This is a genomic window from Ochrobactrum sp. A-1 (assembly GCF_022488005.1).
Taxonomy (GTDB): domain Bacteria; phylum Pseudomonadota; class Alphaproteobacteria; order Rhizobiales; family Rhizobiaceae; genus Brucella.
The window spans coordinates 633,400-651,667 of sequence record NZ_JAKVQC010000004.1 but is presented as its reverse complement, the minus strand read 5'-3'; the positions used below and the strand labels follow the sequence as shown (position 1 = coordinate 651,667).

Sequence of the window (18,268 nt, the reverse complement as noted above, 5' to 3'; positions counted from 1 at the left end):
TCGCCCTTCGACTGGTGCCACACACTGGCTCATAATGGTTAATGTTTCATGGCCGCAGCCACGTTAACGCATTTTTTAAAGCTCACGCGGGCTGAATTAACGCAACATTAACCATAGAGGATAAAGGTCGATCTGATATCGATGTCATCCGTGCGCCCCTCAGCGCGCGGACAATTGAAGAGAAACAGCCCGGTGATACGTTTCGAGAATGTCGGCCTGCGATATGGAATGGGTCCTGAGATCCTGCGCGATGTCAGTTTCCATATTCCGCCGCGTTCATTCCAGTTTCTGACCGGCCCGTCGGGGGCAGGGAAAACCTCGCTCATGCGCCTTCTCTTCATGGCGCTGAAGCCGACGCGCGGCCTTATCAATATTTTTGGCAAGGATGTTGCGCGGCTCAATCATGCGGAAATTCCGCTTCTGCGCCGCCGCATTGGCATTGTGTTTCAGGATTTTCGCCTGCTCGACCATATGACCACCTATGAGAATGTGGCGCTGCCGCTGCGTGTGCGCGGAAAGGAAGAGGCAACCTACCGTCACGAAGTGGAGGAGCTTCTGCATTGGGTTGGGCTCGGAGACCGAATGAATGTGCTGCCGCCGGTCCTTTCGGGCGGTGAGAAGCAGCGCGCAGCCATTGCTCGCGCGCTCATCGATCAGCCGGAACTGCTTCTGGCTGACGAACCGACCGGCAATGTCGATCCGCCGCTTGCGAAGCGTCTCCTGCGCCTTTTCACGGAGCTGAACCGTTCAGGCACGGCCGTGATTATCGCGACCCACGACCTTTCCCTGATGGAGCAGGTCGATGCGCGGCGCATGATCCTCGAACATGGGCGGCTCGACATCTATGATTGATGCAAGGAACACCTGGCAACGCGCATTGGATGATATACGGGTCCGTTTCGAAGACCTTCAGGACATGCTGCTCGTTCGCATAGGCAAGCGTCGGAAGCGTCAGGGACCGAGTCCCATTGTGCCCGACGGCAGCGTGACAGGCACCGCGCTCGTTATCGTGATCGCCATCATGACCTTTCTAGCATGTCTGACGATGGGCGGTGTGACGCTCGTTCGCGCCTCGGCTGCTGCCTGGCAGAGCCAGATCGCGCGCGAAGCCACGATCCAGATCCGACCGGTCGACGGGCAGGACATGGAAAAGGCTCTGGCTCAGGCGAGCGAGATCGCGCGCGGCTTTGCCGGCGTCAAAGGCACCAGCATCATCGACAAGGATGCGACAGCGCGCTTGCTCGAACCGTGGCTCGGCAGTGGCCTCAATATCGATGAACTGCCCGTACCGCGTCTTGTCGTTGTCACGATCGACGAGAATGCTCCGCCTGACTTTGAAACCATGCGTGCTGAAATTACACGTGCCATTCCGGCGGCTAGCTTTGACGATCATCGCACCTGGGTCGACAGGCTTGTCTCCATGGCTCACACGACGGTGCTGGTTGGAACTGCCGTTCTCTCGCTCGTGATTGCTGCGACGGTTTTGACCGTGATCTTTGCCACACGCGGCGCAATGTCAGGCAACGGCCATATTATCGAGGTGCTGCATTTTATCGGCGCTGAATCGAAATTCGTGGCACGTGAGTTCGAATGGCACTTCTTCCGCACCGCATTGAAGGGCGCGCTATGCGGCGGAGCGGCGGCAATGTTCGTATTTCTGATCTTCTCGTGGTGGGCATCGAGCCATATGGCGACCCCCGAAGGCGACCAGGCTGCTGCCATGTTCGGTAATTTCGCCATCGGGCGCAGCGGCTACATCGGAGCTGCCGTCATCATTATTCTGGTCAGTTTCCTCACCATGCTGACCAGCCGCCTGACGGTGATCCGCCAGCTTGCAACCATGGATGGTCCGGGAGTGCGCTCCGAATGAAGACCTTTTCCGATACAGGCGCTTTCAGGACAAGATTTTCGCCCGCTTCTCCGACTTCTCGCCGCAATGCTGGCTATGATGGAAGAAGAGATGGTACGCGAATCCCGCAAGCGCTATCGGGCGGGCACCGGTCGAGTGACGATGCAGTGGCACAGAGGCAGACAGCAAACGGGCTTTCTACGGGGGATGTGGTCTGGCGCCGCAATCGGAGCGGCGTTTCCCTGCAGTCCTTTACAGTTGCGTCCGGTAATTTCTTATGGTCTGTCATGATGCGCATGTTCAGACGTTTCCAACCCGTTTCCATCGTTCTCTTTGTTATTCTTCTGGCGTTTCTCGTCGGCTTCGTCGCGTTTGGTGAAAAAGTCACCAGCATGCAACCTCCGGCTATCGAGGAGCCTGCCGATGCGATCATCGTTCTGACTGGTGGACAGTCAAGAATCCAGGCGGCCGTCGATCTTTTGAAAGACAAACGAGGGAAGCGGCTTCTGATCAGCGGTGTTCATCCGGCGACCAATGAAAAGGCGCTGCAGCGCGCGACCCATGCGGATCAGAGCCTCTTCGATTGCTGTGTCGATCTTGACCGGTCGGCACTCAATACCATCGGCAATGCGACCGAAAGCGAACGCTGGATTCGTACCAACAATTATCGCCGCGTGATCCTGGTCACCAATAACTACCATATTCCGCGCAGCACCTTGGAAATGTCCTATCGCATGAAGGATGTGGAATTCATTCCCTATCCGGTCGTGAATGGGGAGCGACGCGAACATAGCTGGGTTGCCGAAAGTGACACATTGCGCGTGCTCTTCATCGAATATGTGAAATATCTGGGCGCTGCTGTCCGTGTGGGTGCGACCGAACTGTTTGGAACGCAGTCAGGGCAAAATGCAACGACCGAGAGCTGATCTGGCCGCAGAATTGCGATTTCCTGATGGAAATGGCCGATCTTCCTGATATATCGGTGCCGTCACTTTCTGCAGAAAGTCCAGAATTCGCGCGTGATCGTTTACCGCCAGCCGGGAGCGAAAATGCTTTAGCCAGGGTCTCCACCGACTGATGCTTCTCTATCTGCGCTCAATCTTGTTCAATGCGGCGTTCTATATCTGCACACTTGTTCAGATGATCGTCTATACGCCCTTTTATTTCCTGTTGCCCCGCAAGAAGGCGTGGATCGTGCCGAAGCTGTGGGCAAGGGTCAATCTCTGGCTCCAGAAGCATATCGCCGGGACCGACTATGTGGTCGAAGGATTGGAGAACATCCCCGAAGGCGCCTATATCTGCGCGCCAAAGCACCAGTCTGCCTGGGATACCTATGCTTTCCTTCCCTATCTTGACGATCCCGTGCTGATCCTGAAGCGGGAACTGATGCGCATTCCGCTTTTCGGCTGGTATATCGCGAAGATGCAGATGATCCCGGTGGACCGCGGTTCCCGCGTCAAGGCGCTGCATTCGATCACTAAGGGAGCGGAAAAGGCGATTGCGGAAGGCCGCCAGATTCTGATCTATCCGGAAGGAACGCGCCGGGCGCCGGGTGCTCCGCCGCACTATAAATATGGCATCGTTCATCTCTATGAGGCGCTCAATCTGCCGGTTTTGCCGATTGCGCACAATGCAGGCCTTTACTGGCCGCGCCGCAAATTCCTCCGTTATCCCGGAATCATTCGCGCCCGTATTCTGCCGCCAATTCCGGCAGGGCTTCCGAAGGAAGAATTCCTGAAGCGACTTATCGAATCCACCGAAACGGCCTGTGACGAATTTCTGGTCGCCGCCAGCCGCGATCCCAATCCACCACCCATGCCACCGACCGCCGTTCAAAGACTGAACGAGCTCGGCGCCTAACCCTCACAGCATGTTAACGGCCTGATCACGTTCAATTGCGTTGCGAGAACGACAATTCGCCGCGTTTTCTAGAACTTTCGTTTTTCTTGCGTGCAACCATGAAACCCGTTATCAGAGCCCGACACGAAAGGACACATCATGAATATTGATGCCATCTCCATCGGCTCCAATCCTCCTGAAGACGTCAACGTCATCATTGAAGTGCCTGTCGGCGGCCAGCCGATCAAGTACGAGATGGACAAGAAGGCCGGCGCCCTCATCGTCGACCGCTTCCTCTACACGCCAATGACCTATCCGGGCAATTACGGTTTCGTGCCGCATACGCTTTCGGAAGATGGCGATCCGATTGACGTTCTCGTCTGCAACACCCGTCCGCTGGTTCCTGGCTGCGTGATCAACGTTCGCCCGATCGGCGTTCTGGTCATGGAAGACAATTCCGGCAAGGATGAAAAGATCATCGCCGTTCCGTCGCCGCACCTGACGCGTCGCTACGAGAAGATCCACGACTATACCGATATGCCGGAGATCACTCTGAAGCAGATCGCGCACTTCTTCGAGCACTACAAGGATCTGGAGCCCGGCAAGTGGGTCAAGATCGGTGACTGGGGTGACGAGGATTACGCACGCAAGTTCATCGTGGAAGCTATCGAACGCGCCAAGGGCAAGTAAGCGATAGCTTTTCGATCCGTCTAAAACAAAAGCGCCCGGCAATGTCCGGGCGCTTTTGTTTTCGGGCTTGCGAGTGATGCGCTTAGAGCATAATCCGGCCGGAGTGAAACGAGGATCGATAAGATTATGCTTGAAATATAATAACTTAGAGCGCCGATCTGATCCAATCAGATCGAAACGCGCTCTAAAGGAAAAGCGGCAGCAGCGTCGTCCACATGAACTGACGGATGAAGAAGATGATCAGCAACAGGATGATCGGCGAAATATCGATGCCGCCGAGATTGGGCAAGATATTGCGGATCGGGCGCAGAACAGGCTCTGTCACCTTGTAGAGAAACTCACCGATTGATGCCACGAAGCGGTTGCCGGAATTGACGACATTGAACGCATAGAGCCACGAGAAAATGGCACTCGCGATAATAATATAGGTGTAAATATCGAGCGCCAAATCAATGGTGCGGAACAATGCGATCATGGAGGCCTCCTTGGCGATTGGCCGAGATGTAGCGGTTGCATCGGGCGAGAACAAGGGCTGAGCGCTTAAGCGCTGGAATTTTTGAGAAGCGCAGCAAGTGCTTTCAGTCGCCCGAACCGTCGAATTGTCGTTGAGTATTGTGGTGAATGAGATTGTTGACGTGCTCCAGCCAGTGGTCACGGACGCGCATACTGCGCAAATGCTGGAGCGTGTTGGTGACATAATCCACATTAGCACCGGAATCGCCGCGGGCGGATGCGACAATGGCTGCGGCTTCCTCGGCTTTCAGCGAGCCTGCATATTGCAGGTGGCGGCGGTCGGCCACATAGGTGACTGCGTCGACATCGCGTCCATCGGCAAGACGCAAGCGAAGATGCTTTTCATGATAGACTTGGTTCGACATTTCACGTTCGCGCAGATAGGTCATCACTTCGCCGGTCATATCTCCGGGCACGCGAAAAGCAATACCGAGACATGAACCACCGGCATCTAGCCCCAGAACCAGCCCCGGTTGATCGGGAGTTCCGCGATGAACATGCGAGTAAATGCACAGGCTGCGCCTGTAGCCGTAAAGGCGCGCGCGCATGGTCTCCACATGCGCAAAACCCGGCCGCCACATCAGCGAGCCGTAGCCGAAAACCCAGAAATCGTTCATTCGCCTATCATCGGGGAGTGTGGTCATGAGAGTATCCATAATGGTTCAGTGAACGCCGATTTCCACCGGTAATCAACGGATATCCCTCGATTTTTCTTCTCTATCGCTTCACAAGGCACATTCCTGCCATAATATGGCCAACAGTCGGGAGGAGCAAAACATATCGGGGCTGGATATTTGGTCTGAACCCGGAGTGAGGCTCTTCGAAACAACCGTCTGATTAATGTAAGGCTTTTGAAATGGCGCACACTGGAATGAACGCACCGAAAGCCAGAAAGCGCCCCATAGCGCTCATCATTATTCTCGTTGTCTTGATCGCTGGCTATACGGCGGGCTGGTTCTATATTGCAAACAGGCTTGAGGCGCGCGCCGAGGTTGACATGGCCAAGCTTGCTGCCCAGGGTGTTGGCGTGAAATGCGAAGATCTGCGCATGGGCGGCTATCCGCTGCGCGTCAATGTCGTTTGCGACAGCATTTCCTGGCAGCGGCCTTCCGAGGGTATGTCTTTCCGCGCCGGACGTTTCACTTCGGGTTCTCCGGTCTATGCGCCACGTTCACTCTCGAACGATCTGACAGGTCCGGCCTTTATTGAGTTTCCGGGGCTGGAGCCGCTGGAAGTCAACTGGAGCAAGTTTACCTCCAATACCCGGCTGGCGCGTCCGTTCCCGACCGAAATCGAGTTGGCTGCACGTGAGGTCGCGGTTGGCCTTCGCACCGAAACTACGAAGACGGAGCCGCTCAGCACGCTCGAGCAGATGGATTTCCGCATGAGCCAAGCGGACGGAACCTTGAAGATCAATGGCCGCTTTGCTGGATTGAAGCTTGCCAAGGCAGTGATCGGTAGTGCCACCAGCCCTGAAATCGACGGCGTCGCGGATATTGATGTGGCAGATGCTGCGACACTGCTTGCAAGGAGCGAAACCCCTTTCCATCAACGTCTGCGCGGACATTCCGGTAGGATCAATCAGGCTTTCCTGTCCATGCCCAATGGAGCCATGGTTTCTGTTGCAGGGCCGTTTTCGGTCGGTGCCGACGGGCTCGTCAATGCTGATGTGAAACTGACGCTCGTTAATCCGCAATCGCTGGCGCAGGCGGGGCAGACAGTGTTTCCCGAGCAGGGCGGCAATATCGCCACCGTTTTGTTTGCTCTCTCGGCTATGCCGAAAGACGAAAACGGCAATCCTGTTATGGAGATCGCCGTTCGCAAAGGTAAAGTCAGCGCCGGATTTATTCCGCTCGGACGGTTGCCTGCTCTTTAAGAGAGTAGGCGAATAAGGCAGTAAGGGAGTAGGACACTATGTTTGCGGCCCTATCCGTTCCTTACTTTTCGCTCGTGCGCGTCGCAGCCTGACGGCCGAAGTCCGGTGCATCTACTTCCTGACCGGCATCGATGATACCGCGCCGAACAGCGCGCGTGCGGGTGAACAGATCAAATAGCGCTTCACCATCACCCCAACGTATTGAGCGTTGCAGCGAGGCTAAGTCTTCCGAAAAACGCCCAAGCATTTCGAGGATGGCATCCTTGTTGTGCAGGCATACGTCACGCCACATTGTCGGATCGGACGCGGCCAGACGCGTGAAGTCACGGAAACCGGAAGCCGAATACTTGATGACTTCCGATTTGGTGACCTGTTCCAGATCGCTGGCCGTGCCGACAATGTTATAGGCAATGATGTGCGGCAGATGCGAGACGATAGCCAAAACCAAATCGTGGTGCTGCGGGTCCATGCGGTCGAGCCGCGAGCCGCAGGCGATCCAGAAGTCGCTCAGCTTTTCCAGTGCCGCTTCATTTGTATCGGGCAGGGGGGTCAGGATGCACCAGCGATTCGTGAAGAGTTCTGCAAAGCCAGCGTCGGGGCCGGAATACTCAGTGCCCGCCAAAGGGTGGCCGGGAATGAAATGTACATTGTCCGGCAGTTCTGGCTGCATCTGCGCAATTACCGAAGCCTTGGTGGAGCCGACATCCGTAATTATGGCACCGGGTTTGAGATTTGCCGCGATCTGCCGCGCTACCGTGCCTGACGAGCCGACGGGAACCGAAACGATAACCAGATCGGCATCCTTGACAGCCTCAGCGCTATCGGTGGTGTAGCTGTCACCGAGTGCCAGTTCTTCGGCGCGTTTCAGCGTTTCACCGCTGCGTGTGGCAATGGCGATGTGATCTGCGAGCTTTTCGCGCCGAATAACGCGGGCCAGCGATGAACCGATAAGGCCGATGCCAATCAGGGCGATCTTGTCGAAATGGACCGTGGACATTGTTCTACTTCAAAAATTCAGTCAGGGCGGCGACAACGCCACGATTGGCTTCTTCCGGTCCGACCGTCATGCGCAAGGCATTGGGGAAACCGTAGCCGCCGACGCGACGCAGGATATAGCCGCGCTTGGAAAGCCATTCGTCGGCCTTATCCGCCGAGTGCGCGGCATTGTCTGGAAAATGGATCAGCAGGAAATTCGTGACTGACGGCGTTACCCGCAGGCCGAGCTTGGTGAACTCGTCGGCCAGCCAGCCAAGCCACTTGTCATTGTAAGTGATCGACTTTTCGACATGGGCGCGGTCACGGATCGCAGCTGCGCCAGCGGCAATGGCGGCTGAGTTCATGTTGAACGGCCCGCGGATGCGGTTGAGCGCATCGACCACGTGCAGCGGTGCATACATCCAGCCGATACGCAGGCCCGGTAGCCCGTGGATTTTCGAGAAGGTGCGCGTCATGACAACGTTCTCGTTGGACGAAACGAGTTCGAGACCGGATTCATAGTCATTGCGACGGACATATTCGGCATAAGCCGCATCAAGAACCAGAAGCACGTGCTTCGGCAGTCCGGCGTGAAGGCGACGGACTTCCTCGAAAGGCAGATAGGTCCCAGTCGGATTGGCCGGATTGGCAATGAAGACGATCTTTGTGCGCGACGACAGGCCGGCCAGAATGGCATCCACGTCGATACGCTCATTCTTCTCTTTCACCGTAACTGGTGCGGCGCCGGCGCCCAATGTCTGGATCTTGTAGACGGCAAAACCATGCTCCGTGATGATGGCTTCGTCGCCTGGAGCAAGATAAGTCTGGCATATCAGGCCAAGCAGTTCGTCGGAGCCGTTGCCGCACAGGATATTGGCCATATTGAGCCCCTGTGTTTCCGCAATCGCCTCGCGCAACGCCAGCGCCTGCCCATCTGGATAAAGCTCCAGTTTTTCGCCTGCGTGTCGATAGGCTTCGACAGCATGCGTACTTGGACCAATAGGCGTTTCGTTGGAGGAGAGTTTATAGACCTTGGCAACGCCCTCCACATGTTCCTTTCCGGGCACATAGGCTGCGATGTCGAGCAGGCCTGCCTTGGGCTGGGGACGGGTAAGGTTCTGCGTATCGGTCATGATTTTGGCTCCGCCAAAAGGTCAATGTTAAAACTACGCTGGCGGCATATCCCGCCATTGCGTTCAAGTCGAGAAAAACCTTGTTCGATAGTACGTGCCGACTGCAGCAACTGTACGTTTTTACAGGCGATGATGCGCACCTATCCTAATTCTTTCGGTCTGACTTGTTGCTTTGCACAGGTACTTTCCGCAATCCACCAACGGGTGTGCCTTGCGGTGCGAGAACCGGAACGAAGACGCGGCGCGACGAACGCTGGGCGACAGGCAATCCCTGATATAGCCGCTTCTGTGCCTCCACCACGAGAACGCCTGAAAAGACTGGCCACAACCGTCGCCCCATGCCTTCGAGAGCAAGACATGGCCGCATCATCCATCGCCGCGTGGCGGGCGGAAAATGCAGGGCGTCGCTCACCGTGCTGACGGTGAAATTCGCCTCACGCAATAGGGTCGTTAGCTGCGTCCGGCTGTAAGGCCGTCCGCTGCCGAAAGGTGTATGTTCGAAGCGGGCCCACACGCCGCGGCGGTTGGGCACCACAATGACGAGTCGTCCATTAGGCGCGAGGACGCGCCACATCTCCTTCAGCGTTTCGGTCGGGTTTTCTGCATACTCCAGCGCATGGACCATCAGCACGCGATCAATCGAGGAATCGGGCAGCGGCAGTTCTTCATCGAAGACGAGCGCTGTTGCTGTTTTTTCTACCGAAGGCCAAGCAACGGCTCCCTGACCTGCCGGCATGAAGGCGAATGTGCGCTCTGTATCGGCACTGAAACGGTCGAGATAGGGCAGGCTGTAGCCCATGCCGACAAGTCGCTCTCCCGGCACATGCCCCCAAAGACCGGCCAATGCCATGCGGATCGCGCGCTCCGCGAGATGGCCCAGTGTCGTGTCGTAAAATGATCGCAGTTCGATGATGTCTGGATGCATGCAGGTCACGCTATATGAAATCTCGACGCTGGGAAATGGAGAAGCCGGAGCATCTTCATCCGGTGGGGTGCAATTTCCTCAAACCGTGCTATAGAGCGTGCCTTTCCGGCACCTTTGATGGGCGCCGAAGTCTGCGCGAAAGCGAACGATCAGGAGAAGCAGCAGATGCCCGAAGTCGGTGGCAAGACAATCGAAGTTCTCTTTAGTCCGGATGAGATCGCCGGTCGCAATCTCGAGCTCGCCAAGGCCATTGCTGAACACAAGTTTCACAATCTGCTGACAATTTCGATCCTGAAGGGCTCCTTCATCTTTGCAGCCGACCTCATCCGCGCGATGCACGATGCAGGTGTGGAACCCGATGTCGAATTCATCACCGTTTCAAGCTACGGCAAGGGAACGACAAGCACGGAAGTTCGTCTGCTGCGCGATATCGACAGCGATGTGCGTGACCGTGATGTGCTTCTGATCGACGATATTCTGGAATCCGGAAAGACGTTGAAGTTCGTTCGCGAACTCATGCTGGAACGGGGCGCACGGAGCGTCAGCATTGCTGTTCTTCTCGACAAGAGCGTGCGCCGCAAGGTCGATCTTGATGCCGATTTCGTGGCTTTCGAATGCCCCGACTATTTTGTCGTCGGCTATGGCATGGACGTCGGGCATGCCTTCCGCCAGTTGCCTTATGTCGGCCGGGTGATGGAATAAGCGCCGTCCGGCGTCCGTACTTTCAGATCAATCGAACTTCAACAGACGCTGCAGATATTCCTTTTCCATCTGCGGCGTCAGCGCATTGCCGAGCTTGCGGCGGATTTCGTCGAGAATTTCGCGCGCACGCTGAATATCTATTTCACCTGGAATCTTGACGTCATCGTTGAGGCCGCTGTCGCCGGTACCTTGCTGGCGACCAAGGGGATCCTTTCCGCGACTGCCATTGGCGCCACTTTGCCCTTGACCTTGCTGGCCCATGGCCTGCTGCATTTTCTGCATCATGTCGCGCCCGCCACGACGTAGCGCATCGAGCGCGCTACCCTGCTGGTCGCTTGCTTCTGCACCTTCGCTGCGGCCGAGCGCATCCGTGGCATTGTCCATTGATTTTCCGGCATCCGAAAAATCCTTGCCGGGTTCAATGCCCATGCCCTTCAAATCGTCCATCAGTTTTTGCAGATCGGACTGAAGGTCCTTCTGTTGTTGTTGCAGCTTGCGCATGGCTTCGGCCATATCAGGAGGAATATCGCCTTTCCCGCTTTGACCGTTATCAGCTTCACCGCCCGGCTGTCCGCCGCCCATGGAGCCGTTATCGCCGGGGAACAGGTTGTCGTCGAACTCGCCTTCGCCATCGCTGCCGCCGAACTGGCGCTGCATTTTCTGATCGAGATTGAAAGTTTCGTTCATCGTCTTTTGCTGGCGCTGCATCAGTTCGCCGAGCTTGTTCATCTGCTGCTGCATCTGGTTCTGCTGGCCTTGCCCCTGACCTTGCTGGCCCTGCTGTGTCTGCCCCATCTGGAGATTGTTCATCAGGTTCTGCAATTGCGACAACAACTGTTCAGCCTGATCCCGCGAGCCCTGACGTGCCAGATTTTCGATCTGGTCCATCATGCGCTGCAGGTCTTTTTCCGTCAGCATTCGCGCATTGGGGTCTGGTGCGGTGCGGCGTGCATTCGGGTTCTGCTGCTGGCGCTGGGCAAATTCCCGCAGGAAGTCTTGCATTGCCTTGCGCAGTTCTGCCGAAAGCTTTTCGATTTCCTCTTGCGATGCACCGTTCTGCAGAGCGTTTCTTAGGGCTTCCTGTGCCTGCCGCAGGCGCTTTTCGGCAGCTGACAGGTTTCCGTCCTCGATACCAAGCGCGACCTGCCACATATAATCCGCCGCATCGCGTAAGGCGTCATCACTCCTGGCGAGACGGAGGCGCGTGCCAATCGTGACCAAACCCAGATAATGAGCTGCATTCTTGATGGTTTCTTCCGGGCGAAGTGTGATTGCCGACAGCATGTCGAGCACATGGTCGCGTTGCGTGGCATCGAGCGCGAGGATACGGCGCTGTTCGGCAACGGCGCGGGCGAGCGGATTGCTGAAAGGACGCTCTGGCAAGGTAATGATCTTGGTTTCGCTGCGACCGATTTGTCCGGCGGCGTCGGTTACAACCAGCGTGAGCGCAATTTTTTCGCCCGCCCAAGGATGTTCGGTCAGGTCCTTCGACGTCGTAGCGTCCTTTACGCCGCGGCGGGGCAATGCAAGAGGCAGTTCCGGCGCATCGTAAAGCGGTGCGGCTTCTTCGTCCTCATCATTGTTGAGTGGGATAATCTCACCCTCGGCCTTTACGGGCGCGTAGTCGTCCTCGATCTGATAGGAAAGCTGCAATGTGCCGTTCAGCGCATGCCCGGGTTCCTTTGTGAAGTGGATCGTCGGCGGGTTGTCCGGCGTGACGGCAAATTTCCAGCGAGCATCGGTGCCCGAAAGCGCCAATGTCTCGTCCTGCTGCAAATCGTAACGGAAATTGCGGCTTCCATCGACGACGGCCTGTTCTGCTGGCTCTTTTCGGTCATCCTTTGCGCTTACCGGCTGCACGTCGCGGCGCTCGCCCTTCACATCGGTCGCAGTCAGGCGTTCAGAACCGCCACCGATCACGCGGACCGACAGAATGCTGCCCTGCGGTACGTTGATTGCGGCTTGTTCACTGTCGCTCGTCGTAGCCAGGAAGACCGGAGCACGGCCGGTATAGCGCGGCGGCGTCACCCATGCATCAATGCGGGCAATGGCACTGTCATCACTTGGGCGGATATGAAAGGCATCGGCAATACGGCCGCTGTTCGGGCTGATGCTGTAGGCGAAGGCAGTCACGAAGAGCAGGACAACCACTGTACGAATGCCGAAGGGGTCATGTTCGGGAACGCGTGTATAGGGCAGGCCGGATTGCAGGTTCTTAAGCCGGTTTGCCATGCGGCGCTGGTGTTCCCGCCACAAGGCGACGGCGAAAGGATCGTGTTCTCCGGTTGCCATATGGCCCGTCTGGACGGCAAGCGGTTCGTGAACCAAACCGTTGATCGCCTCAATGCGGCTTGTGATGTCACTTTCTGTCGGAGGGCGAAATCGGAACGGCAGATAGACCGCAATAAGACCGGCAAGACCAAATAGCGCCAGCACGCCGATATGAAGCCATCGCGGCATCATGCCGAACAAGCCGAACCAGCTCAGGCTGGCAAACAGGCCGACAAGAAGGACCAGCGGCAGTATCAGCGGCCAGAAGCGCTCGAAGCTGATTGATAGAAAGGCGCGGAGACGGAGCCGACGCAGAGCATCGCCTTTCCCGGAAAAGAGCCGCAGGAAGGCATCCCGCGCGGGGCGCGGCCCGTCTTTCCTGTCGTTGCTACGATCCGTCATCTGGGCTTTCTGGCGTGTATCGCGTTTTCATCTGGCAACAGGATAACACGCATCATGGCAAAGGCGAGGCTTTGCCATGATAATTGTACGCATGGGTTTTATAGCCACTCCGGCACGGAATCGAGCGCCAGCAATTCTTCGTAGGTACGGCGCGGGCGTACGACATGATAGCGATCACCGTCGACCAGCACCTCGGGAATGAGTAGGCGGCTGTTGTAGGTACTGGATAAAACCGCACCATATGCGCCCGTCGTGCAGATGGCGATAAGGTCGCCCGGAGCAGGTTTTGCCACTTCCCGGTCGAGGCCGAGATAATCGCCGGTTTCACAGACCGGGCCGACAAAATCGGCGTGGATGCGTGGCGCATCATCCTTCGGGAGGGTTACGGGCTTAATGTCGTGGAATGCATCGTAAAGTGTGGGACGAATCAGGTCGTTCATCGCCGCATCCACAATGACGAAGTTCTTGGCGTCGCCTTCCTTGACGAAGATCACTTCCGTTACCAGAAGTCCGGCATTGCCGACGATCAGGCGGCCCGGCTCGAACACGGTTTTCAAGCCGAGCGGCTTGATGTGTTTTGCAACGATTTCCGCGTAAGCGACGGGTAGCGGTGGAGGCGTATTGTCAGTACGGTAAGGAATGCCGAGCCCCCCGCCAACATCGACGTGGCGGATGTTGTGACCGTCGGCCTGCAGTTCCTTGACCAACTGCGCCATCAGAGCAAAGGCATCGTCGAACGGTTCGAGATCGATGATCTGGCTGCCGATATGCATATCGATGCCGACCACGTCGAGACCGGGCAGGCTTGCCGCGCGGGCATAGGCCTCGCGCGCCTTGACGCGGGGAATGCCGAACTTGTTTTCGGATTTGCCGGTAGAAATCTTGGCATGTGTTTTCGCATCCACATCGGGATTGATGCGCAGCGATACGGATGCGACCTTGCCCGCCTTGACGGCACGAGCAGAAAGAATTTCCAGTTCAGGCTCGGATTCAACGTTGAAACAATAGATACCTGCTTCCAGCGCGAAGTCCATTTCGTGTGGGGTCTTGCCGACGCCTGAAAAGACGATCTTATTGGCCGGGATGCCCGCAGCAAGTGCCCGGCGGATCTCACCTTCCGAGACGGTGTCGGCACCGGCGCCAAGCTTCGCCAGCGTTTTCAGCACGGCCTGGTTGGAATTGGCCTTCAGCGCGTAGGTCACCAGCGTTTCCATACCGGCGAAGGCTTCTCTGAACACCCGGAAATGACGTTCGATGGTCGCGCGGGAATAGACGTAGAAAGGTGTACCAACAGCCTGAGCGATTTCAGGCAGGCTGACATTTTCGGCGTGAAGAACGCCGTTGCGATATTCGAAATGGTTCACGGGAAGGCCTGCAGCAGAAACTTACAACAGCTTGTCGAGGATGATAGGCTTGTCTTCCTTCGGTTTCGGCTTGGTGTGTCCCTGATCGTCGGTGATCAGCGACGATGGCGGCGGCTCCAACGGACCCTTACGACCGCAAGCAGCGAGCATGGCCGCAAGCGCGGCGATCAGAAGCACGGAAGAAATGGCGGAGCGGCCTGTCATCAGCTTTGGTTCCCGAAACGTATAATCTTGCGATAGGTCTAACTCATAATGTTCGAAAGTGGAATCATCAGTTCGGCAGATGATTCCACATGACGTCATGTTGATAGCTTATCAGGCCTTGGTGATGCGCTTTTTCCAGTAACGGATCTGGCGGCGAACTTCCTGCGGGGCTGTCCCGCCGAAGGATTGACGGCTCTTCACCGATTTCTCAACCGTGAGATAACCGAAGATCGCATCCGTGATGCCCGGATGGATTGATTGTAGCTCCTCCAGCGAGAGCTTGGCCAGATCGACCTTGCGGCTTTCGGCTAGCGCCACGGCGCGACCGGTGACGTGATGCGCCTCGCGGAAGGGTAGGCCCAGTTCGCGCACCAGCCAGTCGGCCAGATCGGTCGCGGTGGAATAGCCCGAACCTGCGGCCTTCTTCATGGACGCTACATTGATGGTCAGGTCGCGCACCATGCCAGCCATGGCGGCGATGGCGAGTTCCAGATTTTCGGCGGCGTCGAAGACCTGTTCCTTGTCTTCCTGCATGTCCTTGGAATAGGCGAGCGGTAGACCCTTCATGATGGTCAGAAGGGCGACCAGCGAGCCGTTGATGCGGCCAGTCTTGGCGCGCACCAGTTCGGCGGCATCCGGGTTCTTCTTCTGCGGCATGATCGAGGAGCCGGTGGAGAAGGCGTCGGAAAGCCGCACGAAATTGAACTGCGGGGTCGACCAGATGACGATTTCCTCGGCAAGGCGCGAAAGATGCCCGGCGCAGATAGCGGCGAGCGACAGGAATTCCAGCGCATAGTCGCGGTCGGAAACGCTGTCGAGCGAATTGCGGGTCGGTTCGCGGAAGCCGAGTGCCTTGGCCGTCATGTGACGGTCGATCGGAAAGCCGGTGCCTGCAAGGGCTGCCGCGCCCAGCGGCGATTCGTCCATGCGTTCAATCGCATCACGCACGCGCGACAGATCGCGGCCGAACATTTCCACATAGGCCATGCAGTGATGACCGAAAGTGACGGGCTGTGCGGTCTGGAGATGGGTGAAGCCCGGCATCACGGTCGTGGCGTGTTCTTCCGCGCGTTCCAGAAAAGCCTCGATCAGGTTTTTCAGGGCGATGGCGGTCTTTTCCAGTTCTTGCTTGACCCAGAGGCGGAAATCGACGGCCACCTGATCATTGCGCGAGCGGGCAGTATGCAGGCGTCCGGCAGAAGGGCCGATCAGATCGGCCAGCCGCGCCTCGATATTCATGTGAATGTCTTCGAGCTTGCGCGAGAAGGTGAACTTGCCATCCTCGATCTCCTTGAGGATGGTTTTCAAACCCTGCTCGATCTGCTTGTGGTCGTCTGCCGTAATGATGCCCGTCTTTGCGAGCATGGCTGCATGGGCGAGTGAGCCTTGAATATCTTGCGCATAGAGCTTGCGGTCGAAGCCGATGGATGCATTGATCTCTTCCATGATCGCATCGGGTCCTGAGGCAAAACGGCCGCCCCACATCTGATTGCTTGATTTTTGTTCGCTCATGCTCATATGCCCCGAGTGACGATTTGGCCGGATAATAGAAAGAAGTGATGCGACATGGCAGAAGACAACGAAAAGGCGAAATCGGGAAATCGCAAGATCGTCCTTCTCGCAGCCCTTGCCGGTGTCATTGCCGGTATTGGGGCGGTATACGTGATGGAGCGCCCTTCTGGCAATGTGGTTACCCAGAATGTTTCGACGAATGTCTCTGCGGAAAACGATGAAGCTTCGGCTCAATGCGTGTTGAAGGCGGATAAGCTGAAGGCACTTGATGCAGCTGCGACTGGTGGTGTGGCTGCGATGCGTGCTGCCGAAAAGCCGATCTCAGTCTCGCATATTGCCTTTACGGGGCCTGACGGCAAGCAGATGACGCTGGGCGATTTCAAGGGCAAGACACTGCTGGTTAATCTCTGGGCGACGTGGTGTGCGCCGTGCCGCGAGGAAATGCCCGCTCTCGACAAGCTGGAGGCCGAAAAAGGCGGAGCTGATTTCGAGGTCGTCGCGATCAACATCGACACTGGTTCGGATGACAAGCCCAAGGGCTTTCTGAACGAAATCGGCATCAAGAATCTGACCCTGCACCGAGATGCTTCCATGTCGAGCTTCAACGAGTTGAAGCGCAAGAACCTGGCCTTTGGCCTTCCGGTGACGCTGCTGGTCGACAAGGACGGGTGCCAGATTGCATCCATGAACGGTCCGGCGCCGTGGGACAGCCCGGAAGCTGCGAAACTGATCGACGCCGCTCAGAGACTCTAACACTCGACAAAATCGAGAATCAGTGGCTTGTTTTCTCTTCCAAAGAGGGAGTTGCCTATGAGCCTTGAAGTCTGGCTTGCATTTTCCGCCGCATCCATCGTGCTCCTGATTATTCCGGGGCCGACTGTTCTGCTCGTCGTTTCATACGCACTCGGTCAGGGCTGGAAAGCGGCTTTCCCGATGGCGATTGGCGTTGCGCTGGGGGATTTTACGGCTATGACGCTTTCCATGCTTGGTGTGGGTGCGTTGCTGGTCGCTTCGGCAACCGTGTTCACCGCCGTAAAATGGGCAGGTGCCGCCTATCTCATCTGGCTTGGCATAAAATTGTTTCGCGCTGGCGGAACACTTCATGCCAGTGCGCGGCACGACAAGGTGCATCCCGCAAGAATGCTGGTTCATGCCTGGCTGGTGACGGCACTCAATCCGAAAAGCATCACCTTCTTCGTTGCCTTTCTTCCGCAATTTCTGAGTCCGCACCGGGATTTTCTGACCCAGATGCTGGTTTTCGAAAGCACGTTCCTCGTGCTCGCTTTTCTTAACGCCTTTGCCTATGCGCTTCTGGCGACCCGGGCACGCCGCTTCTTCTCAAGCGAACGGGCGCTGCGCATTTTCAATCGGACGGGCGGGACATTGCTGATCGGTGCCGGTGTTGCCTCCGCCTCAATGCGATCAACCTGAGATGAAACCGGCGCGTTTCAGCCGGACGATGGCCAGATCAAGCGCCGAGAGGAATGCAGAACGGTCCTTGGGCGAAAAGGGAGCGGGTCCGCCTGTAACTTCGCCTGCAGAACGCAAACTATCCATCAGATTGCGCGTCGCAAGCGTATTGCCGATGGTGCTTTGGGTATGAACGCGCCCGTTTGGAGCGATCACCGAGGCGCCTTTTTCGAGCGAGCGGCTGGCCAAAGGGATATCGGCGGTAATCACGATTGCGCCCTGCCGTGAATTCTCGGCGATCCAGTCGTCGGCGGCGTCGAGCTTGTCCGATACGACAACCCGTTCAACACGTTCTGCATCGCGTGGGATGGCAATGAAACTGTTGGCCACCAGCACGACCGGCAGATTGTGTCGTTCCGCCACGCGATAGATTTCAGCTTTCACCGGGCAGGCGTCGGCATCGACGAGAATGCAGATGGTTTCAGGTTCGTTGTTCATGCCGCTTCATAAAATGCGGGCGGCTGTTTGGCAAATTCAACGCTGCGTTCAGTTTTATGAGATAGGCGTTCGTTGCGAACCGGTATAAGGCGAGCCGCGAAAGTG

Annotated in this window: 19 protein-coding genes; 9 read left to right on the top strand and 10 right to left on the bottom strand. The window is 56.9% G+C overall.

Annotation, left to right across the window (positions count from 1 at the left end):
- Nucleotides 1–228: 228 nt before the first annotated feature.
- The 5 genes from ftsE to ppa all read left to right on the top strand — a co-directional run bounded on the left by ftsE (nt 229) and on the right by ppa (nt 4,378).
- Nucleotides 229–852, top strand: a complete 624-nt coding sequence (gene ftsE, locus MKS82_RS12705; protein ID WP_029375806.1) for a cell division ATP-binding protein FtsE — start codon at nt 229–231, stop codon at nt 850–852.
- Nucleotides 845–1,870, top strand: a complete 1,026-nt coding sequence (locus tag MKS82_RS12700) for a cell division protein FtsX (RefSeq protein ID WP_240578906.1) — start codon at nt 845–847, stop codon at nt 1,868–1,870. The genes ftsE and MKS82_RS12700 overlap by 8 nt, the downstream gene beginning before the upstream one ends.
- On the top strand, nt 1,867–2,775 hold the full coding sequence (locus MKS82_RS12695) for a YdcF family protein (protein ID WP_109988577.1): 909 nt from the start codon (nt 1,867–1,869) through the stop codon (nt 2,773–2,775). The genes MKS82_RS12700 and MKS82_RS12695 overlap by 4 nt, the downstream gene beginning before the upstream one ends.
- Nucleotides 2,776–2,926: 151 nt before the next feature.
- Nucleotides 2,927–3,709, top strand: coding sequence for a lysophospholipid acyltransferase family protein (locus tag MKS82_RS12690; protein WP_109988576.1), 783 nt, complete (start codon nt 2,927–2,929; stop codon nt 3,707–3,709).
- Nucleotides 3,710–3,847: 138 nt separating this feature from the next.
- Nucleotides 3,848–4,378: an inorganic diphosphatase gene (ppa, locus tag MKS82_RS12685; protein WP_010657539.1), complete on the top strand. Its 531-nt coding sequence runs from the start codon at nt 3,848–3,850 to the stop codon at nt 4,376–4,378.
- 184 nt (nt 4,379–4,562) lie between these two features.
- Here the strand turns inward: ppa and MKS82_RS12680 are convergent, their stop codons facing one another.
- Together MKS82_RS12680 and MKS82_RS12675 are read right to left on the bottom strand one after the other, a co-directional pair.
- Nucleotides 4,563–4,853, bottom strand: a complete 291-nt coding sequence (locus tag MKS82_RS12680) for a YggT family protein (RefSeq protein WP_061344492.1) — start codon at nt 4,851–4,853, stop codon at nt 4,563–4,565.
- Nucleotides 4,854–4,956: 103 nt separating this feature from the next.
- Nucleotides 4,957–5,535, bottom strand: coding sequence for a gamma-glutamylcyclotransferase (locus MKS82_RS12675; RefSeq protein WP_109988624.1), 579 nt, complete (start codon nt 5,533–5,535; stop codon nt 4,957–4,959).
- Nucleotides 5,536–5,747: 212 nt separating this feature from the next.
- Here MKS82_RS12675 and MKS82_RS12670 point away from each other — a divergent pair, with 212 nt between their 5' ends.
- The gene (locus tag MKS82_RS12670) at nt 5,748–6,767 is read left to right on the top strand and encodes a DUF2125 domain-containing protein (protein ID WP_109988575.1); all 1,020 of its coding nucleotides are present in this window, start codon (nt 5,748–5,750) and stop codon (nt 6,765–6,767) included.
- A gap of 61 nt (nt 6,768–6,828) precedes the next feature.
- Here MKS82_RS12670 and MKS82_RS12665 read toward each other — a convergent pair whose 3' ends face one another.
- From MKS82_RS12665 to MKS82_RS12655, 3 genes are all read right to left on the bottom strand, one after another.
- On the bottom strand, nt 6,829–7,764 hold the full coding sequence (locus tag MKS82_RS12665; protein WP_109988574.1) for a prephenate/arogenate dehydrogenase family protein: 936 nt from the start codon (nt 7,762–7,764) through the stop codon (nt 6,829–6,831).
- Nucleotides 7,765–7,768: 4 nt separating this feature from the next.
- Nucleotides 7,769–8,875, bottom strand: coding sequence for a histidinol-phosphate transaminase (gene hisC / locus MKS82_RS12660; protein ID WP_109988573.1), 1,107 nt, complete (start codon nt 8,873–8,875; stop codon nt 7,769–7,771).
- Nucleotides 8,876–9,020: 145 nt separating this feature from the next.
- Nucleotides 9,021–9,800 carry a class I SAM-dependent methyltransferase gene (locus tag MKS82_RS12655; protein ID WP_109988572.1) on the bottom strand — a complete coding sequence of 260 codons (780 nt, stop codon included), beginning with the start codon at nt 9,798–9,800 and terminating at the stop codon, nt 9,021–9,023.
- Between the two features lie 165 nt (nt 9,801–9,965).
- Here MKS82_RS12655 and hpt point away from each other — a divergent pair, with 165 nt between their 5' ends.
- Nucleotides 9,966–10,502, top strand: a complete 537-nt coding sequence (gene hpt / locus MKS82_RS12650; RefSeq protein ID WP_061345194.1) for a hypoxanthine phosphoribosyltransferase — start codon at nt 9,966–9,968, stop codon at nt 10,500–10,502.
- A gap of 27 nt (nt 10,503–10,529) precedes the next feature.
- On the opposite strand, the gene MKS82_RS12645 is transcribed toward hpt, so the two are convergent.
- From MKS82_RS12645 to argH, 4 genes are all read right to left on the bottom strand, one after another.
- Entirely contained in the window at nt 10,530–13,175 is a 2,646-nt protein-coding gene (locus MKS82_RS12645; protein WP_240578905.1) for a TIGR02302 family protein, read from the bottom strand.
- Nucleotides 13,176–13,273: 98 nt separating this feature from the next.
- A complete protein-coding gene (lysA, locus tag MKS82_RS12640) occupies nt 13,274–14,539 on the bottom strand; it encodes a diaminopimelate decarboxylase (protein ID WP_109988570.1) in 1,266 nt (421 codons plus the stop codon).
- A 21-nt stretch (nt 14,540–14,560) separates the two neighbouring features.
- Nucleotides 14,561–14,743 (bottom strand): LPS translocon maturation chaperone LptM, encoded by a 183-nt coding sequence (lptM, locus tag MKS82_RS12635; RefSeq protein WP_109988569.1) that lies wholly within the window; start codon nt 14,741–14,743, stop codon nt 14,561–14,563.
- A 111-nt stretch (nt 14,744–14,854) separates the two neighbouring features.
- The gene (gene argH, locus MKS82_RS12630) at nt 14,855–16,255 is read right to left on the bottom strand and encodes an argininosuccinate lyase (protein ID WP_109988568.1); all 1,401 of its coding nucleotides are present in this window, start codon (nt 16,253–16,255) and stop codon (nt 14,855–14,857) included.
- Between the two features lie 54 nt (nt 16,256–16,309).
- Between argH and tlpA the strand changes: the two genes are divergently transcribed.
- Together tlpA and MKS82_RS12620 are read left to right on the top strand one after the other, a co-directional pair.
- Entirely contained in the window at nt 16,310–17,008 is a 699-nt protein-coding gene (tlpA, locus tag MKS82_RS12625) for a thiol:disulfide interchange protein TlpA (RefSeq protein ID WP_109988567.1), read from the top strand.
- Between the two features lie 57 nt (nt 17,009–17,065).
- A complete protein-coding gene (locus MKS82_RS12620; RefSeq protein WP_109988566.1) occupies nt 17,066–17,686 on the top strand; it encodes a LysE family translocator in 621 nt (206 codons plus the stop codon).
- Here MKS82_RS12620 and MKS82_RS12615 read toward each other — a convergent pair.
- A complete protein-coding gene (locus tag MKS82_RS12615) occupies nt 17,678–18,163 on the bottom strand; it encodes a YaiI/YqxD family protein (protein ID WP_109988565.1) in 486 nt (161 codons plus the stop codon). The two genes, MKS82_RS12620 and MKS82_RS12615, sit on opposite strands and share 9 nt — an antisense overlap.
- Between the last annotated feature and the right edge of the window lie 105 nt (nt 18,164–18,268).

Bases quoted from the DNA above. Each gene is read 5' to 3' on its own strand.
- ftsE (WP_029375806.1), top strand. From the start codon at position 229: ATGGGTCCTGAGATCCTGCGCGATGTCAGTTTCCATATTCCGCCGCGT.
- MKS82_RS12700 (WP_240578906.1), top strand. From the start codon at position 845: ATGATTGATGCAAGGAACACCTGGCAACGCGCATTGGATGATATACGG.
- MKS82_RS12695 (WP_109988577.1), top strand. From the start codon at position 1,867: ATGAAGACCTTTTCCGATACAGGCGCTTTCAGGACAAGATTTTCGCCC.
- MKS82_RS12690 (WP_109988576.1), top strand. From the start codon at position 2,927: ATGCTTCTCTATCTGCGCTCAATCTTGTTCAATGCGGCGTTCTATATC.
- ppa (WP_010657539.1), top strand. From the start codon at position 3,848: ATGAATATTGATGCCATCTCCATCGGCTCCAATCCTCCTGAAGACGTC.
- MKS82_RS12680 (WP_061344492.1), bottom strand. From the start codon at position 4,853: ATGATCGCATTGTTCCGCACCATTGATTTGGCGCTCGATATTTACACC.
- MKS82_RS12675 (WP_109988624.1), bottom strand. From the start codon at position 5,535: ATGACCACACTCCCCGATGATAGGCGAATGAACGATTTCTGGGTTTTC.
- MKS82_RS12670 (WP_109988575.1), top strand. From the start codon at position 5,748: ATGGCGCACACTGGAATGAACGCACCGAAAGCCAGAAAGCGCCCCATA.
- MKS82_RS12665 (WP_109988574.1), bottom strand. From the start codon at position 7,764: ATGTCCACGGTCCATTTCGACAAGATCGCCCTGATTGGCATCGGCCTT.
- hisC (WP_109988573.1), bottom strand. From the start codon at position 8,875: ATGACCGATACGCAGAACCTTACCCGTCCCCAGCCCAAGGCAGGCCTG.
- MKS82_RS12655 (WP_109988572.1), bottom strand. From the start codon at position 9,800: ATGCATCCAGACATCATCGAACTGCGATCATTTTACGACACGACACTG.
- hpt (WP_061345194.1), top strand. From the start codon at position 9,966: ATGCCCGAAGTCGGTGGCAAGACAATCGAAGTTCTCTTTAGTCCGGAT.
- MKS82_RS12645 (WP_240578905.1), bottom strand. From the start codon at position 13,175: ATGACGGATCGTAGCAACGACAGGAAAGACGGGCCGCGCCCCGCGCGG.
- lptM (WP_109988569.1), bottom strand. From the start codon at position 14,743: ATGACAGGCCGCTCCGCCATTTCTTCCGTGCTTCTGATCGCCGCGCTT.
- argH (WP_109988568.1), bottom strand. From the start codon at position 16,255: ATGAGCGAACAAAAATCAAGCAATCAGATGTGGGGCGGCCGTTTTGCC.
- tlpA (WP_109988567.1), top strand. From the start codon at position 16,310: ATGGCAGAAGACAACGAAAAGGCGAAATCGGGAAATCGCAAGATCGTC.
- MKS82_RS12620 (WP_109988566.1), top strand. From the start codon at position 17,066: ATGAGCCTTGAAGTCTGGCTTGCATTTTCCGCCGCATCCATCGTGCTC.
- MKS82_RS12615 (WP_109988565.1), bottom strand. From the start codon at position 18,163: ATGAACAACGAACCTGAAACCATCTGCATTCTCGTCGATGCCGACGCC.